At 69.5% G+C, this 16,164-nt stretch carries 17 protein-coding genes; 12 read left to right on the top strand and 5 right to left on the bottom strand.

Going from position 1 to position 16,164, the window contains the following annotated elements; genetic code table 11:
- Window positions 1-149 precede the first annotated feature (149 nt).
- Both ACFYO2_RS18380 and ACFYO2_RS18385 read left to right on the top strand, forming a co-directional pair.
- Window positions 150-1,883, top strand: a complete 1,734-nt coding sequence (locus ACFYO2_RS18380) for an RDD family protein (protein WP_388349793.1) — start codon at window positions 150-152, stop codon at window positions 1,881-1,883.
- 89 nt (window positions 1,884-1,972) lie between these two features.
- A complete protein-coding gene (locus ACFYO2_RS18385) occupies window positions 1,973-2,638 on the top strand; it encodes an RDD family protein (protein ID WP_388349794.1) in 666 nt (221 codons plus the stop codon).
- A 23-nt stretch (window positions 2,639-2,661) separates the two neighbouring features.
- Here the strand turns inward: ACFYO2_RS18385 and ACFYO2_RS18390 are convergent, their stop codons facing one another.
- Entirely contained in the window at window positions 2,662-2,964 is a 303-nt protein-coding gene (locus tag ACFYO2_RS18390) for a hypothetical protein (protein WP_388349796.1), read from the bottom strand.
- 400 nt (window positions 2,965-3,364) lie between these two features.
- On the opposite strand from ACFYO2_RS18390, the gene ACFYO2_RS18395 reads away from it, so the two are divergent.
- Both ACFYO2_RS18395 and ACFYO2_RS18400 read left to right on the top strand, forming a co-directional pair.
- The gene (locus ACFYO2_RS18395) at window positions 3,365-5,704 is read left to right on the top strand and encodes an immune inhibitor A domain-containing protein (RefSeq protein ID WP_388349808.1); all 2,340 of its coding nucleotides are present in this window, start codon (window positions 3,365-3,367) and stop codon (window positions 5,702-5,704) included.
- Window positions 5,705-5,837: 133 nt separating this feature from the next.
- On the top strand, window positions 5,838-6,179 hold the full coding sequence (locus ACFYO2_RS18400; RefSeq protein WP_388349810.1) for a hypothetical protein: 342 nt from the start codon (window positions 5,838-5,840) through the stop codon (window positions 6,177-6,179).
- A 24-nt stretch (window positions 6,180-6,203) separates the two neighbouring features.
- Here ACFYO2_RS18400 and ACFYO2_RS18405 read toward each other — a convergent pair whose 3' ends face one another.
- Window positions 6,204-6,791 (bottom strand): nicotinamidase, encoded by a 588-nt coding sequence (locus ACFYO2_RS18405; protein ID WP_388349812.1) that lies wholly within the window; start codon window positions 6,789-6,791, stop codon window positions 6,204-6,206.
- A 124-nt stretch (window positions 6,792-6,915) separates the two neighbouring features.
- Window positions 6,916-8,310, bottom strand: coding sequence for a nicotinate phosphoribosyltransferase (locus ACFYO2_RS18410; RefSeq protein ID WP_388349814.1), 1,395 nt, complete (start codon window positions 8,308-8,310; stop codon window positions 6,916-6,918).
- 80 nt (window positions 8,311-8,390) lie between these two features.
- On the opposite strand from ACFYO2_RS18410, the gene clpS reads away from it, so the two are divergent.
- The 7 genes from clpS to ACFYO2_RS18445 all read left to right on the top strand — a co-directional run bounded on the left by clpS (window position 8,391) and on the right by ACFYO2_RS18445 (window position 13,246).
- Window positions 8,391-8,708, top strand: coding sequence for an ATP-dependent Clp protease adapter ClpS (gene clpS, locus ACFYO2_RS18415; protein WP_388349815.1), 318 nt, complete (start codon window positions 8,391-8,393; stop codon window positions 8,706-8,708).
- A 44-nt stretch (window positions 8,709-8,752) separates the two neighbouring features.
- A complete protein-coding gene (locus ACFYO2_RS18420; RefSeq protein ID WP_388349817.1) occupies window positions 8,753-9,358 on the top strand; it encodes a DUF2017 domain-containing protein in 606 nt (201 codons plus the stop codon).
- A 345-nt stretch (window positions 9,359-9,703) separates the two neighbouring features.
- On the top strand, window positions 9,704-11,131 hold the full coding sequence (locus ACFYO2_RS18425; protein ID WP_388349818.1) for an amino acid permease: 1,428 nt from the start codon (window positions 9,704-9,706) through the stop codon (window positions 11,129-11,131).
- 97 nt (window positions 11,132-11,228) lie between these two features.
- Complete coding sequence (locus ACFYO2_RS18430; protein WP_388349820.1) at window positions 11,229-11,651, top strand: Mov34/MPN/PAD-1 family protein; 423 nt, start codon at window positions 11,229-11,231, stop codon at window positions 11,649-11,651.
- Window positions 11,652-11,793: 142 nt separating this feature from the next.
- On the top strand, window positions 11,794-11,889 hold the full coding sequence (locus ACFYO2_RS18435) for a putative leader peptide (RefSeq protein ID WP_019759525.1): 96 nt from the start codon (window positions 11,794-11,796) through the stop codon (window positions 11,887-11,889).
- Window positions 11,890-12,002: 113 nt separating this feature from the next.
- Complete coding sequence (locus ACFYO2_RS18440) at window positions 12,003-12,281, top strand: MoaD/ThiS family protein (RefSeq protein WP_388349822.1); 279 nt, start codon at window positions 12,003-12,005, stop codon at window positions 12,279-12,281.
- Window positions 12,282-12,295: 14 nt separating this feature from the next.
- Entirely contained in the window at window positions 12,296-13,246 is a 951-nt protein-coding gene (locus ACFYO2_RS18445; RefSeq protein WP_388349824.1) for a PLP-dependent cysteine synthase family protein, read from the top strand.
- Window positions 13,247-13,267: 21 nt separating this feature from the next.
- Here the strand turns inward: ACFYO2_RS18445 and ACFYO2_RS18450 are convergent, their stop codons facing one another.
- Window positions 13,268-13,729 (bottom strand): type II toxin-antitoxin system PemK/MazF family toxin, encoded by a 462-nt coding sequence (locus ACFYO2_RS18450; protein WP_388349826.1) that lies wholly within the window; start codon window positions 13,727-13,729, stop codon window positions 13,268-13,270.
- A gap of 213 nt (window positions 13,730-13,942) precedes the next feature.
- On the opposite strand from ACFYO2_RS18450, the gene ACFYO2_RS18455 reads away from it, so the two are divergent.
- Window positions 13,943-14,695 (top strand): MBL fold metallo-hydrolase, encoded by a 753-nt coding sequence (locus ACFYO2_RS18455; protein ID WP_388349828.1) that lies wholly within the window; start codon window positions 13,943-13,945, stop codon window positions 14,693-14,695.
- Window positions 14,696-14,788: 93 nt separating this feature from the next.
- On the opposite strand, the gene ACFYO2_RS18460 is transcribed toward ACFYO2_RS18455, so the two are convergent.
- Window positions 14,789-16,039, bottom strand: a complete 1,251-nt coding sequence (locus ACFYO2_RS18460) for a PTS transporter subunit EIIC (RefSeq protein ID WP_388349830.1) — start codon at window positions 16,037-16,039, stop codon at window positions 14,789-14,791.
- Between the last annotated feature and the right edge of the window lie 125 nt (window positions 16,040-16,164).

The following is a 16,164-nucleotide window of genomic DNA, read 5'->3' on the forward strand; positions in this document are numbered from 1 at the left end:
GAATCATTACGCGGGTTCCGGAACTTTTTTCCCGGCAGTGTCAGGTGCCCAAAAGGAGTGGGTCCGGTGGGACTGGCAGTGGTTGTCGCACCGGTCTGATAGATGTGGAGGCCCCCATTGGACCCCCGAGCAGATACGGGACGACGGACATGAGCGCCCCAACCCCGGCCCCCGGTGACGACAGGCCCCGCGACGGGTATTACCCGGACCCGTCCATTCCTGGATATGTCCGGTACTGGAACGGTGCCGCCTGGGTTCCGGGCACCAGCCGCCCGGCCCCCGCGGACGGCGAACCGCTCGCCCCACCGCCGGGTGCCCAGCCCGTATCCGGCCCCGGACCGGCTCCGGTCGAGGAGACGGGCCCGCACTTCTTCGACGAGGACCCGGCCGACGCCTCCGGCGGCCCCGGCCCGTCCTCGCCGGCCGACGCCCAGCACGGCAGCCGGCCCGAGCCCGCGTCCGCCTGGGGCGCCGACCGTTCCCGCCAGTCGGGCTTCGGCGGCGACCAGGACCGCCGGGTGTCCTGGGGCTCGCCGCAGGGCGCACAGGCGGCCGCTCCGCAGGGCGCCCAGGGTGCCGACCCGGGGCTGCCGCAGCCCGGTGACGGCCCGGCCCAGCCGGACGGCCGCTCGGCCCGCACGGACGGCACGGCGACGATTCCGCCCGCCGAGCCGGACCAGGGCGACGTCGCCTCCGGCAACACATTCGTCTTCCGCCGGGCCACTCCGGGGTCCGGGGGACCGGCGGCCGACGGCTCCGGCCCGGGCACCCGAGGCAGTACGGCTCCGGCGAATCCCGGCGTTCCGAACCCCGGTGGCCCCCGCGACGACGACGGCACCATGACCTTCCGCGCGCTCTCCCCGCGCACGGCGCAGCAGAACGGGGCGGCCGGGGCGCAGCGGGGGAGCACGGCAGCCGGCGCGGAGGCGGCAGGCATCCGTCCTCAGCCCTCGCCCGGTGCCGGCGCCCAGCACGCGGCCGGAGCCCCCTCGCAGGGCTACGGTCCTCAGTCCGGCCCCGCCGGACAGCCCGCGTCCTCCGACGCCTCCGAAGCCCCCGGCTTCGCTGCCGGGAAGGCCGCCGCGGCCCGGGCCGCGGCGGCACAGGGGCAGGGCGGGCCCGAGGGAGCCGCAGCCGCCCCCGCCGGCCCCCAGCAGACGCCTCCGGCGGGCCCGCAGCAGTCGGCCGCACCGAGCGTGCCCCAGCAGCCCGGCGCACCCCAGCCCGCCGCTTCCGGCGCTTCGGGTGGCACCCCGATGGCGAGCGGCGCCGGTGGCGGACAGCCGTCCTGGGCGCAGCAGGTGCACCGGCTCGCGGGTGCGTCCGACGAGGAGCAGCCGGTCACGCCCTGGAAGCCGCCGGTGGAGGACATCTTCCAGGCGGCCGCCCGGCGCCAGGCGTCGGCCCGCCCAGCCGGCCTCGGTAAACGGCTGGCCGCTCGTCTGGTGGACACCCTGGTCCTCGCAGCCGTCACCGCCGCGGCCGCCGTACCGCTCGGCACCAAGGCGATCGACCACGTCAACGAGAAGATCGACGCGGCCAAGCTGTCCGGCGAGACCGTCACGGTCTGGCTGCTCGACGGCACGACGTCGGTCTACCTCGGCATCGTCCTCGCCGTCCTGCTCCTCTTCGGCGTCCTCTACGAGGCGTTGCCCACCGCCAAGTGGGGCCGGACCCTCGGCAAGAAGCTGTTCGGCCTGGAGGTGCGGGACATCGAGGGCGGCGAGCCGCCGTCCTTCGGCGGGGCCCTGCGCCGCTGGTCGGTCTACAGCGTGCCCGGCCTGCTCGGCATCGGGGTCGTGGGTGTCGCGTGGGGCCTGTTCGACAAGCCGTGGCACCAGTGCTGGCACGACAAGGCGGCGCATACGTTCGTAGCGGGCTGACGGCGTACGGCGGACGTCGTACCCGATTCGGTAGCTCGGACGGCCGCTCGCCGGATGCGGAGCGGGAGGCTTCGCGGTCCACTCGGGCCATGAGCAGCGAACCGCCTCCCGGCTCCGGTCAGCAGCCACCGGAAGACGACCCGTTCAGGAAGCAGCCCCCGCCGGCCGAGGGATCGGGATCGCCGTACGGCGACCAGCCTCCGTACGGCAGCCAGCCCCCGCCCTACCAGGGCGGCGGGGACCCCTACGGCGGCGGTGGCGCCCCGTACGGGGGTGGTGGCGGGCACCCCGGCGACCCGCTGGCCGGCATGCCTCCGCTCGCCGAGAGCGGTCGGCGCACGCTCGCCCGGATCATCGACATGATCCTCGTGGGCATCGTGGTCTGGCTGCTCACCTGGGGCTTCGGCGTCAACGAGTACGAAGTGGACGGCGACGACATCGAGTACAGCAAGTCGCTCGGTCAGTCGCTGGTCGCCGCCCTGCTCTACATCGGCTACGACACCTTCATGATGGCCAAGTCGGGGCAGACGCTCGGCAAGAAGTGGCTGGGCATGCGGGTGGCCAACCTCGACAACGGGGCCACGCCGTCGGTGCAGAGCATGCTGATCCGCTCGGCGGTGCTGTGGATCCCGTTCGCCTTCTGCTGCGCCTGCATCTGGACCGCGATCTCGGGCGGCTGGAGCTTCTTCGACAAGCCCTACAAACAGGGCCTGCACGACAAGGCGGCGAAGACGGTGGTGGTCAGGGCTACCTGACCACCGGCCACAGAAGACTTACGTCAGGACGCGGCGCGCTCGTGCACGGGCTGCTCGGACGCCACCGAGGCGACCGAGGCCGGCACGGGCGCCTCGGCCGTTTCCGCGGCGGGGCGGTGTACCGCGACCACGCGGGGCCTGGGCACCGGCACGGTCATCGCGACCAGCAGCCCGAGGGCGAGCGCCGAGACGGCGATGAACGCGATCCCCACACCCGAACTCGTCTGTGACAGCAGCAGCATGGCGAGTGTCGAGAAAATCACGGTGCACGAACCGTAGGCGAGCTGTGCTGCCGTCGGGCGAGGCGTGACAGTCGGACGAGGCATGGCAATCGTGTCCTCGGAAGTGGGGGTCCACGGGAGTGTCGGCCTGGCTTTCCCCCGATTTCGGGGCGATCCGCCAGTCGACTCTAATCGCCTGCATGCCCGAGTGGAACGAACAGTAAGCGTGACCTGACCAACAGTGCCGGAGCATGGGGGGCGCACGGAGTCATGACGTCCAGCAAGTGGACGAAGTCGCGCGCCTGTTCGGTCGGCCGTCATGTGTCCGCAATGTGAACACCACTTCCGCATAATGCAATTGCCGTGCTCAAGTCAAGGTCTGTCTTTTCTCCCCAACCTCTAGTCAAATAACGTCACTTGACTACACGCGTTGATCAGGCGCACGCGGACCCCCAGCCAGGACCCCCCTTCCTTCCGTGTGCCCGGACGCGGGGGAGGATCTCAAGTGACCAGCAGACCCTGGCAGTTCAGAGTGGCGGCCACAGCCGTCGCGCTCGCCGCCGCCACCTTCTCCACCTTCGCGGTGGCGCAGGCCGATCCGGCCGACGCACCCGCCTCCGTCGACGGGCACGACCCGCAGCCGGCGAAGAGCAGGGAACACGACCTCGACGGTCCCTTGTCCAAGACCCAGGAGGCGCAGCGCAAGGAAGCGCTCGACCAGGTCATATCCGGCGCCGCCACGGTCAAGGACCGGGACGGCTCGAAGGTCGTCAAGCTCGAGGGCTCCAAGGACAAGGGCAAGTACGTCGAGCTCGGCCGCGAGAAGACCGACAAGATCTTCACGATCCTGGTCGAGTTCGGCGACAAGATCGACAGCCGCTACGGCGGCACGGTCGGCCCGCTGCACAACGAGATAGCCCAGCCGGACCGCGCGGTGGACAACAGCACGGCCTGGCAGGCGGACTACAACCAGGCGCACTTCCAGGACCTGTACTTCGGCACCGGCAAGAACACCGAGTCGCTGAAGAAGTACTACGAGAAGCAGTCCTCGGGCCGTTACTCGGTCGAGGGCGAGGTCACCGACTGGGTCAAGGTCCCCTACAACGAGGCCCGTTACGGCTCCAACGACGCCGCCACCGGCGCCTGGTACGCGGTGCAGGACGGCGTCAACGCCTGGGTCGCCGAGCGTGAGGCCGCGGGCGACACCCCCGCCGAGATCAAGGCGGAGCTGGCCGAGTTCGACCAGTGGGACCGCTACGACTACGACGGTGACGGCGACTTCAACGAGTCCGACGGCTACATCGACCACTTCCAGATCGTGCACGCCGGCGAGGACGAGTCCGCCGGCGGCGGCGCCCAGGGCGAGGACGCGATCTGGGCCCACCGCTGGTACGCCTTCGGCACCGACGCAGGCTCCACCGGCCCCGACACCAACAAGCTCGGCGGCGCCCAGATCGGCGACACCGGCATCTGGGTCGGCGACTACACCATCCAGCCGGAGAACGGCGGACTCGGCGTCTACGCCCACGAGTACGGCCACGACCTGGGCCTGCCCGACGAGTACGACACCTCCGGCGGCGGCGAGAACTCCACCGGCTTCTGGACGCTGATGTCGTCCGGCTCCTGGCTCGGCACCGGCAAGGACGCCATCGGCGACCTGCCCGGCGACATGAACGCCTGGGACAAGCTGCAACTGGGCTGGCTCGACTACGACGTTGCCAAGGCCGGCACCAGGTCCAGCCACACGCTGGGCGTCGCGGAGTACAACACCAAGAACCCGCAGGCCCTCATCGTCCAGCTGCCCGACAAGACGGTCACCACCGACGTGGTCACGCCGGCGCAGGGCGCCACCCAGTGGTGGAGCGGCAGCGGCGACAACCTCCGCAACACCCTGGCCCGCACGGTCGATCTGACCGGCAAGTCGTCGGCGTCGCTGACCCTCGACGGCTGGTGGGACATCGAGGCCGACTACGACTACCTCTACACCGAGGTCTCCACCGACGGCGGCACCAACTGGACGCCGATCGACGGCACCCTGGCCGACGGCACCGCCGTCCCGCGCGACGGCAGCGGCAAGCCCGCTCTCACCGGCACCGTGGACGCCTACCAGAAGCTGACCTACCCGCTCGACGCCTACGCGGGCAAGAAGGTCGACGTGCGCTTCCGGTACGCCACCGACGGCGGTGTGGCCCAGATGGGCTTCGCGGCCGACGAGATCACGGTGACCGCCGACGGCGCGGCCCTCTTCTTGGACAACGCCGAGTCCGCGGACGCGGCCTGGACGGCGAACGGCTTCTCCCGCATCGGCGCGGGCATCACCGACGACTACGCGCAGTACTACATCGCCGAGAACCGCCAGTACGTGTCGTACGACAAGACCCTCAAGGTCGGCCCGTACAACTACGGCTTCTCGACGACCCGTCCGGACTGGGTGGAGCACTACGCGTACCAGAACGGCCTGCTGATCTGGAAGTGGGACACCTCCCAGGCCGACGACAACACCAGCCAGCACCCCGGTGAGGGTCTGATCCTTCCGGTCGACTCGCACCCGACGCCGCTGAAGTGGTCCGACGGCTCGCTGATGCGCAACCGCATCCAGGCCTTCGACTCGACCTTCAGCTGGTACCCGACGGACGCGATCACGCTCCACAACGCGGACGTCGCGACGAAGATCAAGTCGCGGGCCGGGGTTCCGGTCTTCGACGACGGCAAGTCGACGTACTACGACGCGTCGACCCCGCTCGCGGGGGTCAGGATCACTGACACCGACACCCGGATCAAGATCGTCAAGGAGCCGCTGAGCGGCTCGACGATCACGCTCCAGGTCGGACCGTCCGCGAAGTAGGCGGCATTTTCGCAGGTCAGAAGATGATCGGCGGCGACCCCCTGGCGGGTTGCCGCCGATCGTGTTTAGGTGCGTCCTGTGATTGTCTTATTGACACCGACCTCGACACCGACGCGCACGGGGGTGTGACCGCATGGCCGCAGGAGGTTTCTGCAAGCTGCCGACCGGCAGCGTGGTGGTGGCATTGAACCTGCCCAGCCCCACCGCGGACGGCACGGGCTGTGTCCGCTTCCTCGTCCACGCCCAGAACCGTGCGCGCGCCCTGACCAGGCTGCGCAACCTGGGCATGCGGGCGGTCTACCTGCGCGGCAACGCCGCCCCGCCGACCCCGGACGAGATCACGGCGGTCCTGCACCATCCCGACGGCCTGATATGGCGTACGGCCCCTGGCAACGCTGTCGGCGGACCAGAACTCGTCCAGGAGCTCTGGCACCCGATCAGGGCCCTGCTGAGGCACCCCGCGGCACCAGCGTGAGGCCGCCGGGCTCTGCCGGTGTTTCTAGACGATCGGCTTTCCGTTCAGTTCCACGCCCGCCTCCCGCATCTCCTCAAGCGCCCGCTCGGTGGTCTCCTCGGCCACCCCGGCGGTGAGGTCGAGCAGCACCTGCGTGCGGAAGCCCTCGCGGGCGGCGTCCAGGGCGGTGGCGCGGACACAGTGGTCGGTCGCGATGCCCACGACGTCGACCTCCTCGACCTGCCGGGCGCGCAGCCAGTCGGCCATCTTCACGCCGTTCTCGTCGGCGCCCTCGAAGCCGCTGTAGGCCGCCGCGTACGCCCCCTTGTCGAAGACGGCGTCGACCGCGCCGGAGGCGACGGCCGGGGCGAAGTTCGGGTGGAAGCCGACGCCCTCGGTGCCGGCGACGCAGTGCGCGGGCCAGGAGTGCGTGTAGTCGGGGTTGTCGGCGAAGTGGCCGCCCGGGGCGATGTGGTGGTCGCGGGTGGCCACCACGTGCTGGTAGCCGGAACCGGCCGCCTGCCCGATCAGTTCGGTGACGGCGGCGGCCACATCGGCACCCCCGGACACCGCGAGACTGCCCCCTTCGCAGAAGTCGTTCTGCACGTCAACGACGATCAAGGCGCGGCGCATGGTCGATGTCCTTCGACTATGGGGTCGGGAAGGGATGCGGGCCCGGCCGGTGAACTTCCGAGCCTACGGACTTGTGGGGCGGGGCGGGAGGGGGCACGGCGGAGCGTGAAGCACGGCACCAGCTTTAGCTACCCGAGTGCCCGTGCACGTACTCCGTCGGAATGACCGGCTCTCCGCGCGACAACTGCGTAGCCGACAGCGGCAGTCCGGCCCGGGCGGCAGCATGCCGGTCGCGTACGACGTCCAGCGGCTCCCGCGCGACGACCTCGCCGCCCTTCACCAACTCCACCAGCAGCTGCCGGTCGGCGAGTTCACCCGGCACCGGCCCGGTGCCGACGACCTCGGCCTCCGCGACCCCGTACGCGTCCAGGCGCCGCGCGGCCCACTTGCGGCCGCCGATGGACGTCTTGCCGCCGGACGACTTCTTCGCCACCGGCACCAGCGGCGCCTTCGGGTCGGAGGTCTCGGCGCGCGCGACCAGCTTGTAGACCATCGAGGCCGTCGGGTGCCCCGAGCCGGTCACCAGCTGGGTGCCGACGCCGTACGCGTCGACGGGCGCCGCCGCGAGCGAGGCGATGGCGTACTCGTCGAGGTCGGAGGTCACGATGATCCGGGTGTCCGTGGCGCCCAGCTCGTCCAACTGCTGCCGCACCCGGTACGCGACCAGCAGCAGGTCACCGGAGTCGATGCGCACCGCGCCCAGCTCGGGTCCGGCGACCTCGACGGCCGTCCGGACGGCCTCGGTGACGTCGTACGTGTCCACGAGCAGCGTCGTGCCCCGCCCCAGCGAGTTCACCTGGGCCTGGAAGGCGTCCCGCTCGTGGTCGTGCAGGAGGGTGAAGGCGTGCGCGGAGGTGCCGACGGTGGGGATGCCGTAGCGGAAGCCCGCCGCCAGGTCGGAGGTGGTGGTGAAGCCGCCTACGTACGCGGCGCGCGCGGCGGCGACCGCTGCGAGCTCGTGGGTGCGGCGGGCGCCCATCTCGATCAGGGGGCGCTCGCCGGCGGCGGAGGACATCCGGGAGGCGGCCGCGGCGATCGCCGAGTCGTGGTTGAGGATCGACAGGATCACGGTCTCCAGCAGCACGCACTCGGCGAAGGAGCCCTCGACCCGCATGATCGGCGAGCCCGGGAAGTACACCTCGCCCTCCGGATAGCCCCAGACGTCACCGGAGAAGCGGTAGGAGGCGAGCCAGTCCAGAGTCTGGTCGTCGACGATGCCGCCTTCGCGCAGGAAGCCGAGGACGTCCGCGTCGAAACGGAAGTTCTCGATCGCGTCCAGCACCCGGCCGGTGCCCGCGACCACGCCGTAGCGTCGCCCCTCCGGCAACCGCCGGGTGAAGACCTCGAACACGCTGCGCCGTTCGGCGGTACCCGCCTTCAGCGCGGCCTGCAGCATCGTGAGCTCGTACTGGTCCGTGAAGAGCGCTGTCGAGGGAACGCCCACCCGTCGCCCACCACCACCCTTCTGAGGAAGCGCTTCGCGCCCTTCTTCCGGCAGCCCAAGGTCCGCTGTGTTCATGGCAACGAAGGGTACTCCCATCTCGTCACTCTGACGATTTAGGGAGTTGATTTGTGCGATCGCCCCCCTCCGATGGCAGCATGGGCCATGTGACGTCACCCGCTCCCGTAGAGATCGAACGCACCGAGTCGGCGGAAGAGGTCTTCGCCGTCCCCGAGCCGGACGTCCCCTGGGTCACCATCGTCCACAACGACCCCGTCAACCTCATGAGCTACGTGACGTACGTCTTCCAGTCGTACTTCGGCTACTCCAAGGACAAGGCCACCAAGCTCATGCTCGACGTCCACCACAAGGGCCGGGCGGTGGTGTCCAGCGGCAGCCGCGAGGAGATGGAACGCGACGTGCAGGCCATGCACGGCTACGGCCTGTGGGCCACGCTCCAGCAGGACCGGAAATGACCCGACCCAGCCGCCCGCAGGACCGGAAGTAGCGAACTCTCTCCATGCCAGGACAATTCGAACCGCTCCCCGGCGGCGGCGCGGCCGTCGCTCTCGACGACGTAGAGATCTCCATCATCCGGTCGCTGGCCGTCCAGCTCCTGGAACTCATCGGCCCCGGCCCCGCCGAGGACGCCCCCGACGACCCGCTCGCCGAGCTGTTCGCCGACGGCCCGAGCGAGCCGCCCGCCGACCCCGTCCTGCTCCGCCTCTTCCCGGACGCCTACAGCGATCCGGAGGGCACCCCGGGGCCCAAGGAGGCCGAGGAGCAGCGGGCGTACTCCTCCGAGTTCCGCCGCTACACGGAGAACGACCTGCGGGCCGGCAAGCGCGACAACGCCCTCACGGTGATCCGCACCCTGGACGAGCTCAGTGCCGCGGGCGAGGGCGGGTCCGTCCTCCTCAAGCTGTCGCCGGAGCAGTCCCAGCAGTGGCTCAGCGCCCTCAACGACCTGCGCCTGGCGATCGGCTCCCGGCTGGACATCTCGGACGAGGAGGACACCGACCTCCTCTACCGCCTCCCGGACGAGGACCCGCGCAAGCCGATGGTGATGGCGTATCTGTGGCTGGGTGGGCTCCAGGAGTCTCTCGTTTCGACACTCATGCCCTGACTTGTGACGATTCCGTGTTCGCTCAGAGGACGCTCAAATCCGGATAACGATCACGTCACCGTGACGGACGCCTATGCCCCTCCAGGGTGGCTTTTGTCCGACTCTCCCTGTGTGCTGCGCCACACGTCGCTCAGGTGATCAGCATTGCGGTCGTGATAAATCTGCACGACCGCCCGGCGAACACCACCCGTATGTTCGGCCGGGTGCGCCACCGAGCCGACAGATCGTCGGCCAGGCACGAGCGGGCCCGCGAGGCCCGCTCAGCTCCATCAATCCGGGGGGGATCGGACGCCGCTCCGAGGCCGACGAGAGGCCCGGGCCGGCATGGAGGAAGGCGCATCACACATGACCTCAGCGCAGGTCGACACGGAGCAGACCCCCGAGGGAGAGGGGTACGAACGCGGACTCGGCAGCCGCCAGGTCCAGATGATCGCGATCGGCGGCGCCATCGGCGTCGGCCTCTTCCTGGGCGCCGGAGCGAACATCGCCAAGGCCGGGCCCAGCCTCATCTTCATGTACGCCCTCGCAGGCGTGATCATCTTCTTCATCATGCGGGCACTCGGCGAACTCCTGCTCTACCGCCCGGTATCGGGCTCCTTCGCGGAGTACTCCCGCGAGTTCCTCGGCCCGTTCTTCGGCTACTTCACCGGCTGGACGTACTGGCTGATGTGGGTGGTCACCGGCATGGCCGAGCTGACGGCCGCCGCGATCTACGTCAACTACTGGTTCCCGCACATCCCGCAATGGGTGACGGCCCTGGTCTTCCTGGTGATCCTCTTCGGGGTCAACCTGATCTCCGTGAAGCTCTTCGGCGAGCTGGAGTTCTGGTTCTCGATGGTCAAGGTCACCGCCCTCATCGGCATGATCGTGATCGGCCTCGGCGTGCTCACCTTCGGCTTCAGCAGCGCCGGAGACACCGCGGCCGTCTCCAACCTCTGGGCCTTCGACGGCTTCTTCCCCAAGGGCATCGGCTCGTCCCTGATGACCCTGCAGGGCGTCATGTTCGCCTACCTCGCCGTCGAGCTGGTCGGCGTCACCGCCGGCGAGTCCGAGGATCCGGAGAAGACCCTCCCCAAGGCGATCAACACCCTGCCCTGGCGCATCGCGCTCTTCTACGTCGGCGCCCTCACCGTCATCCTGTGCGTGGTCAAGTGGACAGAGTTCGCGCCAGGAGTGAGCCCCTTCGTCGAGGCCTTCGCCAAGATCGGCATCCCGGCGGGCGCCGGCATCGTCAACTTCGTCGTGCTGACGGCCGCCCTGTCCTCCTGCAACTCCGGCATGTACTCCACCGGCCGCATGCTCAGGAACCTGGCCGACAGCGGCGAGGCCCCCGCGGCCTTCAGGAAGCTGTCCTCGACCAAGACCCCCGCCCTCGGCATCGCGGTCTCCGTCGCCTTCATGGGCATCGGCGTGGTCCTGAACTACGTCGTCCCGGAGAAGGCCTTCGCCTACGTCACCTCGGTGGCCACCGCGGCCGGCATCTGGACCTGGCTCATGATCCTGATCAGCCACGTCCTGTACCGCCGCGCCGTCGACGCCGGCCGCCTGCCCGCCTCACCCTTCCCGGCGCCGGGCGGCTCCAAGTGCTCGTACGTCGCGATCGCCTTCCTGCTCTTCGTCACCGGCCTGATCGCCTACGACGCCGACTCCCGCATCTGCCTGTACGTGATGGCCGTCTGGGCCGCCGCGCTGGGCATCGGCTGGGCGATCCTGAAGAGCCGCAACCCGCACATCGCGGCACGCCCCGAGCAGGACTTCCAGAAGATCGGCTGAGGACTTCCACAAGGTCGGCCGACCCGCCCGCCCACCATGTGGGCCGCCCCGTACCACCCTTCGGTACGGGGCGGCCCTTCTGCTTATCCTGACCAGCATGCTGACCATCACCCAGGCCCTGTTCGACCAGATCGTCGCCCACGCGCGCGAGGACCACCCCGATGAGGCGTGCGGCGTGGTGGCGGGCCCGGCGGGCACCGGCCGCCCCGAGCGCTTCATCCCCATGCTGAACGCCGCCCGCTCGCCCACCTTCTACGAGTTCGACTCCCAGGACCTGCTCAAGCTCTACCGCGAGATGGACGACCGCGACGAGGAGCCGGTGGTCATCTACCACTCCCACACGGCAACCGAGGCCTACCCGTCCCGCACCGACATCTCCTACGCCAACGAACCCGGCGCGCACTACGTCCTCGTCTCGACCGCGGACACCGACGAGGCGGGCCCCTTCCAGTTCCGCTCCTACCGGATCGTCGAGGGCGAGGTGACCGAGGAGGAGATCAAGGTCGTCGAGGCCTACTGATCGCCGCTTTCCGTCGTCGCACAGGCCCGGTCGGTCCCGCGCGCCTCGGCCTGAGCAGTGCGGTCTCACTCCCCGGCCGGAATTGGTCCAGCATGTGGGATCACATTCCGGGACCCCGACCGGGAATCGATACGATGAGCCCATGGTTTCCCACGACGTGAGCGAAAAGACGCCGGGCATGCTGCTCGTGGCGCGGCTGCACGTCGACCTGTGCAGGCTCGCCAGCGCCATCTGTTGACGCTGCCCTGCCGCCGTACGGCCGTGAGCCGCGGCGCCTGATGAGCACCACCCCGCTGTACAGCGCTGCCGCGCGCCCACCGACCAGACACCTTCCGACAGGAGCCCTGAGCCATGGCCATCGAGGTCCGCATCCCGACCATCCTCCGCCAGTACACCGACGGCCAGAAGGCCGTGGAGGGCACCGGGGACACCCTCACCGAGCTCTTCGCCGACCTCGAGGCCCGGCACACGGGCATCCAGGCCCGCATCGTGGACGGCGGCGAACTGCGCCGCTTCGTCAACGTCTACCTGAACGACGAGGACGTCCGCTTCCTCGACGGCATCAACACCAAGCTCACCGACGGCGACAGCATCACGATCCTGCCGGCCGTGGCCGGCGGCATGGTCTAAGGCCCGCTGCCCCCATGCGTTACGACTCCCCGCTGGCCGCGGTGGGCAACACCCCTCTGGTGCGCCTGCCGCGGCTCTCGCCGTCCGCCGACGTCCGCATCTGGGCGAAGCTCGAGGACCGCAACCCGACCGGCTCGGTCAAGGACCGCCCCGCCCTGCACATGATCGAGCAGGCCGAGAAGGACGGCCGCCTGACCCCGGGCTGCACGATCCTCGAACCGACCAGCGGCAACACCGGCATCTCCCTCGCCATGGCCGCCAAGCTCAAGGGCTACCGCATGGTGTGCGTGATGCCCGAGAACACCTCGCAGGAACGCCGTGAACTGCTCGGCATGTGGGGCGCCGAGATCATCCCGTCGCCCGCCGCGGGCGGCTCCAACACCGCCGTACGGGTCGCCAAGGAGCTCTCCGCCGAGCACCCCGACTGGGTGATGCTCTACCAGTACGGCAACCCGGACAACGCCGGCGCCCACTATGCGACGACGGGCCCGGAGATCCTGGCGGACCTCCCCTCGGTCACCCACTTCGTCGCGGGCCTCGGCACCACCGGCACCCTGATGGGCGTCGGCCGCTTCCTCCGCGAGAACAAGCCGGACGTCAAGATCGTCGCCGCCGAGCCGCGCTACGACGACCTGGTCTACGGCCTGCGCAACCTCGACGAAGGCTTCGTACCCGAGCTGTACGACGCCTCCGTCCTCACCACCCGCTTCTCCGTCGGCTCCGCCGACGCGGTCACCCGCACCCGCGAGCTCCTCCAGCAAGAGGGCATCTTCGCGGGCGTCTCCACCGGCGCCGCCCTGCACGCGGCGATCGGCGTCGGCAACAAGGCCGTCAAGGCGGGCGAGAGCGCGGACATCGTGTTCGTCGTCGCCGACGGCGGCTGGAAGTACCTGTCCACGGGTGTCTACACGGCCGCCACCACGGAAGAGGCCATCGAGACCCTCCAGGGCCAGCTCTGGGCGTGAGCCCCTTATGATGCGCAGCCCTCAGGTAGCCAGGTGACGGACCTGGTCCCACAGGACCGGGTCCACCACCCCCACCCTCCGCCGGAACTCCCACACCGGCACCTCGCGCAGCTCCTCCGTCTCCAGGAAGCTCGCGCGCCCGTGGGCATCACCCACGGCACCCGGCGGCAACGGGATCACCCCGCCCCGCTCGTCGTGGTACTTGCTGGTGATCTTCGCGACGGTCGCCCGCTCACCGTGCACCACCAGCACCAGACAGGGCCGGTCCTTGCCCCCCGGCCCGTCCTCGTACGGCACGTTCGCCCACCAGATCTCCGCAGGCCGCGGCCGTGTCCCGCCCCGCCCGGCCGGCCCCGTCGGACGCCCCGGCGGCCGGGTCCGCCGCCCCGCGGGACGCCGGCCGCGCCCCCAGCCGTCGACGAGCGTGGCGACCACCGCGAGCAGGACCAGCGCCGCGAGCGCCAGCCACCAGGACGTATCCATGGCCATGACGTTACCGGCGCGCCATCACCCCGCGCGCCCTTCCTCGCGCCGCACGCGCCCCCGGTCCAGCCGAACCGGTGACACCACAGGTGAGTTCGCCCACAACAGCCCCTGGTGGAGGAGCGACCGCGAGTTTTGCGCCTTACGCTCGACAAACCGCACGACCCCCGTCTCCTTCCCAGAAAAGTTCCCGCCAGCGGAGGTTTCTGCTTTATGAAGCTCACCGTCGTCGGCTGCTCGGGGTCGTTCCCGTCCGCGGAATCGGCCTGCTCGAGCTACCTCGTCGAGGCCGACGGCTTCCGGCTGCTTCTCGACATGGGCAACGGCGCCCTTGGCGAGCTGCAGCGCCACTGCGGTCTCTACGACCTCGACGCGATCTTCCTCAGCCACCTGCACGCCGACCACTGCATCGACATGTGCGCGTACTTCGTCGCGCGCTACTACCGCCACGACGGCGGCCGCTGCGACCCGATCCCGGTCTACGGCCCCGAGGGCACCGAGCACCGCCTCACCACGGCCTACGCGGACACTCCCACCGCCTCCTCCATGAGCGAGGTCTTCGACTTCCACACGGTCAAGCCGTCCACCTTCGACCTCGGCCCGTTCACGGTCCACACCGAACGCGTGGCCCACCCCGTCGAGGCGTACGGCATCCGCGTCGAGCACGCCGGCAAGTCCCTGACGTACTCCGGCGACACCGGCATCAGCCCCGCCCTGGACGAACTCGCCCGCGACACCGACCTCTTCCTGTGCGAAGCCGCCTTCACGTACGGCAAGGAGAGCATCCCCGACCTGCACCTCAACGGCCGCGAGGCGGGCGAGACAGCGAGCCGGGCAAGAGCCCGCCGCCTGGTCCTCACCCACATCCCCCCGTGGACCGACCCCCAGATCAACCTGGCCGACGCCCGCGCGGCGTACGACGGTCCGGTGGAACTGGCGGCGCCGAGGAAGTCGTACGAGATCTGAAGCTTCGTAGGTGCGTGTACGTGCACGAGGGCCCCGGAACCTGTTCGGATCCGGGGCCCTCGTCATGCCGTACGCCTGCTACGGCCGCGGCTCTCACGCCTTGGTGAGGTCCTCGACCTCCTCCTCGGGCTCACGGCCCGGGGTGGGGAGGTCGAACTTGGTGATGGCGAAGCGGAAGACGACGTAGTAGATAGCGCCGAAGACCAGGCCGATCGGGATGATCAGCCAGGGCTTGGTGGCCAGGTTCCAGTTCAGCCCGTAGTCGATGGCGCCTGCGGAGAAGGTGAAGCCCGCGTGGACGCCGAGTGCCCAGGTGACCGCCATGGACAGGGCCGTCAGGACCGCGTGGATCGCGTACAGCACCGGGGCGATGAACATGAACGAGAACTCGATCGGCTCGGTCACACCGGTCATGAAGGAGGTCAGCGCGAGCGACATCATCATGCCCATCACGGCCTTGCGGCGCTCGGGGCGGGCGGAGTGGGCGATTGCGAGCGCGGCAGCCGGCAGACCGAACATCATGATCGGGAAGAAGCCGGTCATGAACAGGCCGGCGGACGGGTCACCGGCGAAGAAGCGGTTCAGGTCGCCGTGGACGATCTCGCCCGCCGCGTCCTTGAAGTCACCGATCTGGAACCAGGAGACGGTGTTGACGAACTGGTGCATGCCGATGGGGATCAGCGCGCGGTTGATGAGACCGAACAGAGCGGCGCCGAAGGCGCCGAGGCCGGTCATCCACTCGCCGAAGTCGGCGATGACCTCACCGATCGGCTCCCACACCAGGCCGAAGAAGACGCCCATGACGGTGCCCACGAGGGCCATGATGATCGGCACCAGCCGACGGCCGTTGAAGAAGCCGAGCCAGTCCACCAGCCTGGTGCGGTGGAAGCGCTGCCACAGCACGGCGGACAGCAGACCCATGATGATGCCGCCGAGGACACCGGGGTTGTTGTAGGTCGCGGCTATGTCCGCGCCGGCCTGCACCTTGGCCTCGGTGACCGGGAAGGCCTTCAGGACGTTGCTGTAGACCAGGAAACCGACCAGAGCGGCCAGCGCGGTCGAGCCGTCGGACTTCTTGGCGAAACCGATCGCGACACCGATACAGAACAGCAGCGGCAGGTTGTCGAAGAGGGCGCCACCGGCGGTGGCGAACACGGCCGCGACCTTGTCCCAGCCGAGGCCGTCCTTGCCGAAAACGTCGGGCTGGCCGAAACGCAGCAGCAGACCCGCAGCCGGCAACACGGCAATAGGGAGCTGTAGGCTGCGGCCGACCTTCTGCAGGCCCTGGAACAGGCCGGATCCCCGCTTCTTCGCGGGTGGCGCCGTGGCGGTGGCGGAACTCATACTTCCTCCATCGGGTGGTGGTCTACACCACTCAGTGGTGTAGACCTGTTGTAGCACGATGAAGGACGCATAAGGAACCCACGATTCCCGTGACGGGAAAGCCACGGTGGGTCACCACCACAACC

The organism is Streptomyces sp. NPDC006602, assembly GCF_042870385.1.
In the GTDB taxonomy this organism is placed as follows: Bacteria; Actinomycetota; Actinomycetes; order Streptomycetales; family Streptomycetaceae; genus Streptomyces.

Bases quoted from the DNA above. Each gene is read 5' to 3' on its own strand.
- ACFYO2_RS18380 (WP_388349793.1), top strand. From the start codon at position 150: ATGAGCGCCCCAACCCCGGCCCCCGGTGACGACAGGCCCCGCGACGGG.
- ACFYO2_RS18385 (WP_388349794.1), top strand. From the start codon at position 1,973: ATGAGCAGCGAACCGCCTCCCGGCTCCGGTCAGCAGCCACCGGAAGAC.
- ACFYO2_RS18390 (WP_388349796.1), bottom strand. From the start codon at position 2,964: ATGCCTCGTCCGACTGTCACGCCTCGCCCGACGGCAGCACAGCTCGCC.
- ACFYO2_RS18400 (WP_388349810.1), top strand. From the start codon at position 5,838: ATGGCCGCAGGAGGTTTCTGCAAGCTGCCGACCGGCAGCGTGGTGGTG.
- ACFYO2_RS18405 (WP_388349812.1), bottom strand. From the start codon at position 6,791: ATGCGCCGCGCCTTGATCGTCGTTGACGTGCAGAACGACTTCTGCGAA.
- ACFYO2_RS18410 (WP_388349814.1), bottom strand. From the start codon at position 8,310: ATGAACACAGCGGACCTTGGGCTGCCGGAAGAAGGGCGCGAAGCGCTT.
- clpS (WP_388349815.1), top strand. From the start codon at position 8,391: ATGGGCCATGTGACGTCACCCGCTCCCGTAGAGATCGAACGCACCGAG.
- ACFYO2_RS18420 (WP_388349817.1), top strand. From the start codon at position 8,753: ATGCCAGGACAATTCGAACCGCTCCCCGGCGGCGGCGCGGCCGTCGCT.
- ACFYO2_RS18425 (WP_388349818.1), top strand. From the start codon at position 9,704: ATGACCTCAGCGCAGGTCGACACGGAGCAGACCCCCGAGGGAGAGGGG.
- ACFYO2_RS18430 (WP_388349820.1), top strand. From the start codon at position 11,229: ATGCTGACCATCACCCAGGCCCTGTTCGACCAGATCGTCGCCCACGCG.
- ACFYO2_RS18435 (WP_019759525.1), top strand. From the start codon at position 11,794: ATGGTTTCCCACGACGTGAGCGAAAAGACGCCGGGCATGCTGCTCGTG.
- ACFYO2_RS18440 (WP_388349822.1), top strand. From the start codon at position 12,003: ATGGCCATCGAGGTCCGCATCCCGACCATCCTCCGCCAGTACACCGAC.
- ACFYO2_RS18445 (WP_388349824.1), top strand. From the start codon at position 12,296: ATGCGTTACGACTCCCCGCTGGCCGCGGTGGGCAACACCCCTCTGGTG.
- ACFYO2_RS18450 (WP_388349826.1), bottom strand. From the start codon at position 13,729: ATGGATACGTCCTGGTGGCTGGCGCTCGCGGCGCTGGTCCTGCTCGCG.
- ACFYO2_RS18455 (WP_388349828.1), top strand. From the start codon at position 13,943: ATGAAGCTCACCGTCGTCGGCTGCTCGGGGTCGTTCCCGTCCGCGGAA.
- ACFYO2_RS18460 (WP_388349830.1), bottom strand. From the start codon at position 16,039: ATGAGTTCCGCCACCGCCACGGCGCCACCCGCGAAGAAGCGGGGATCC.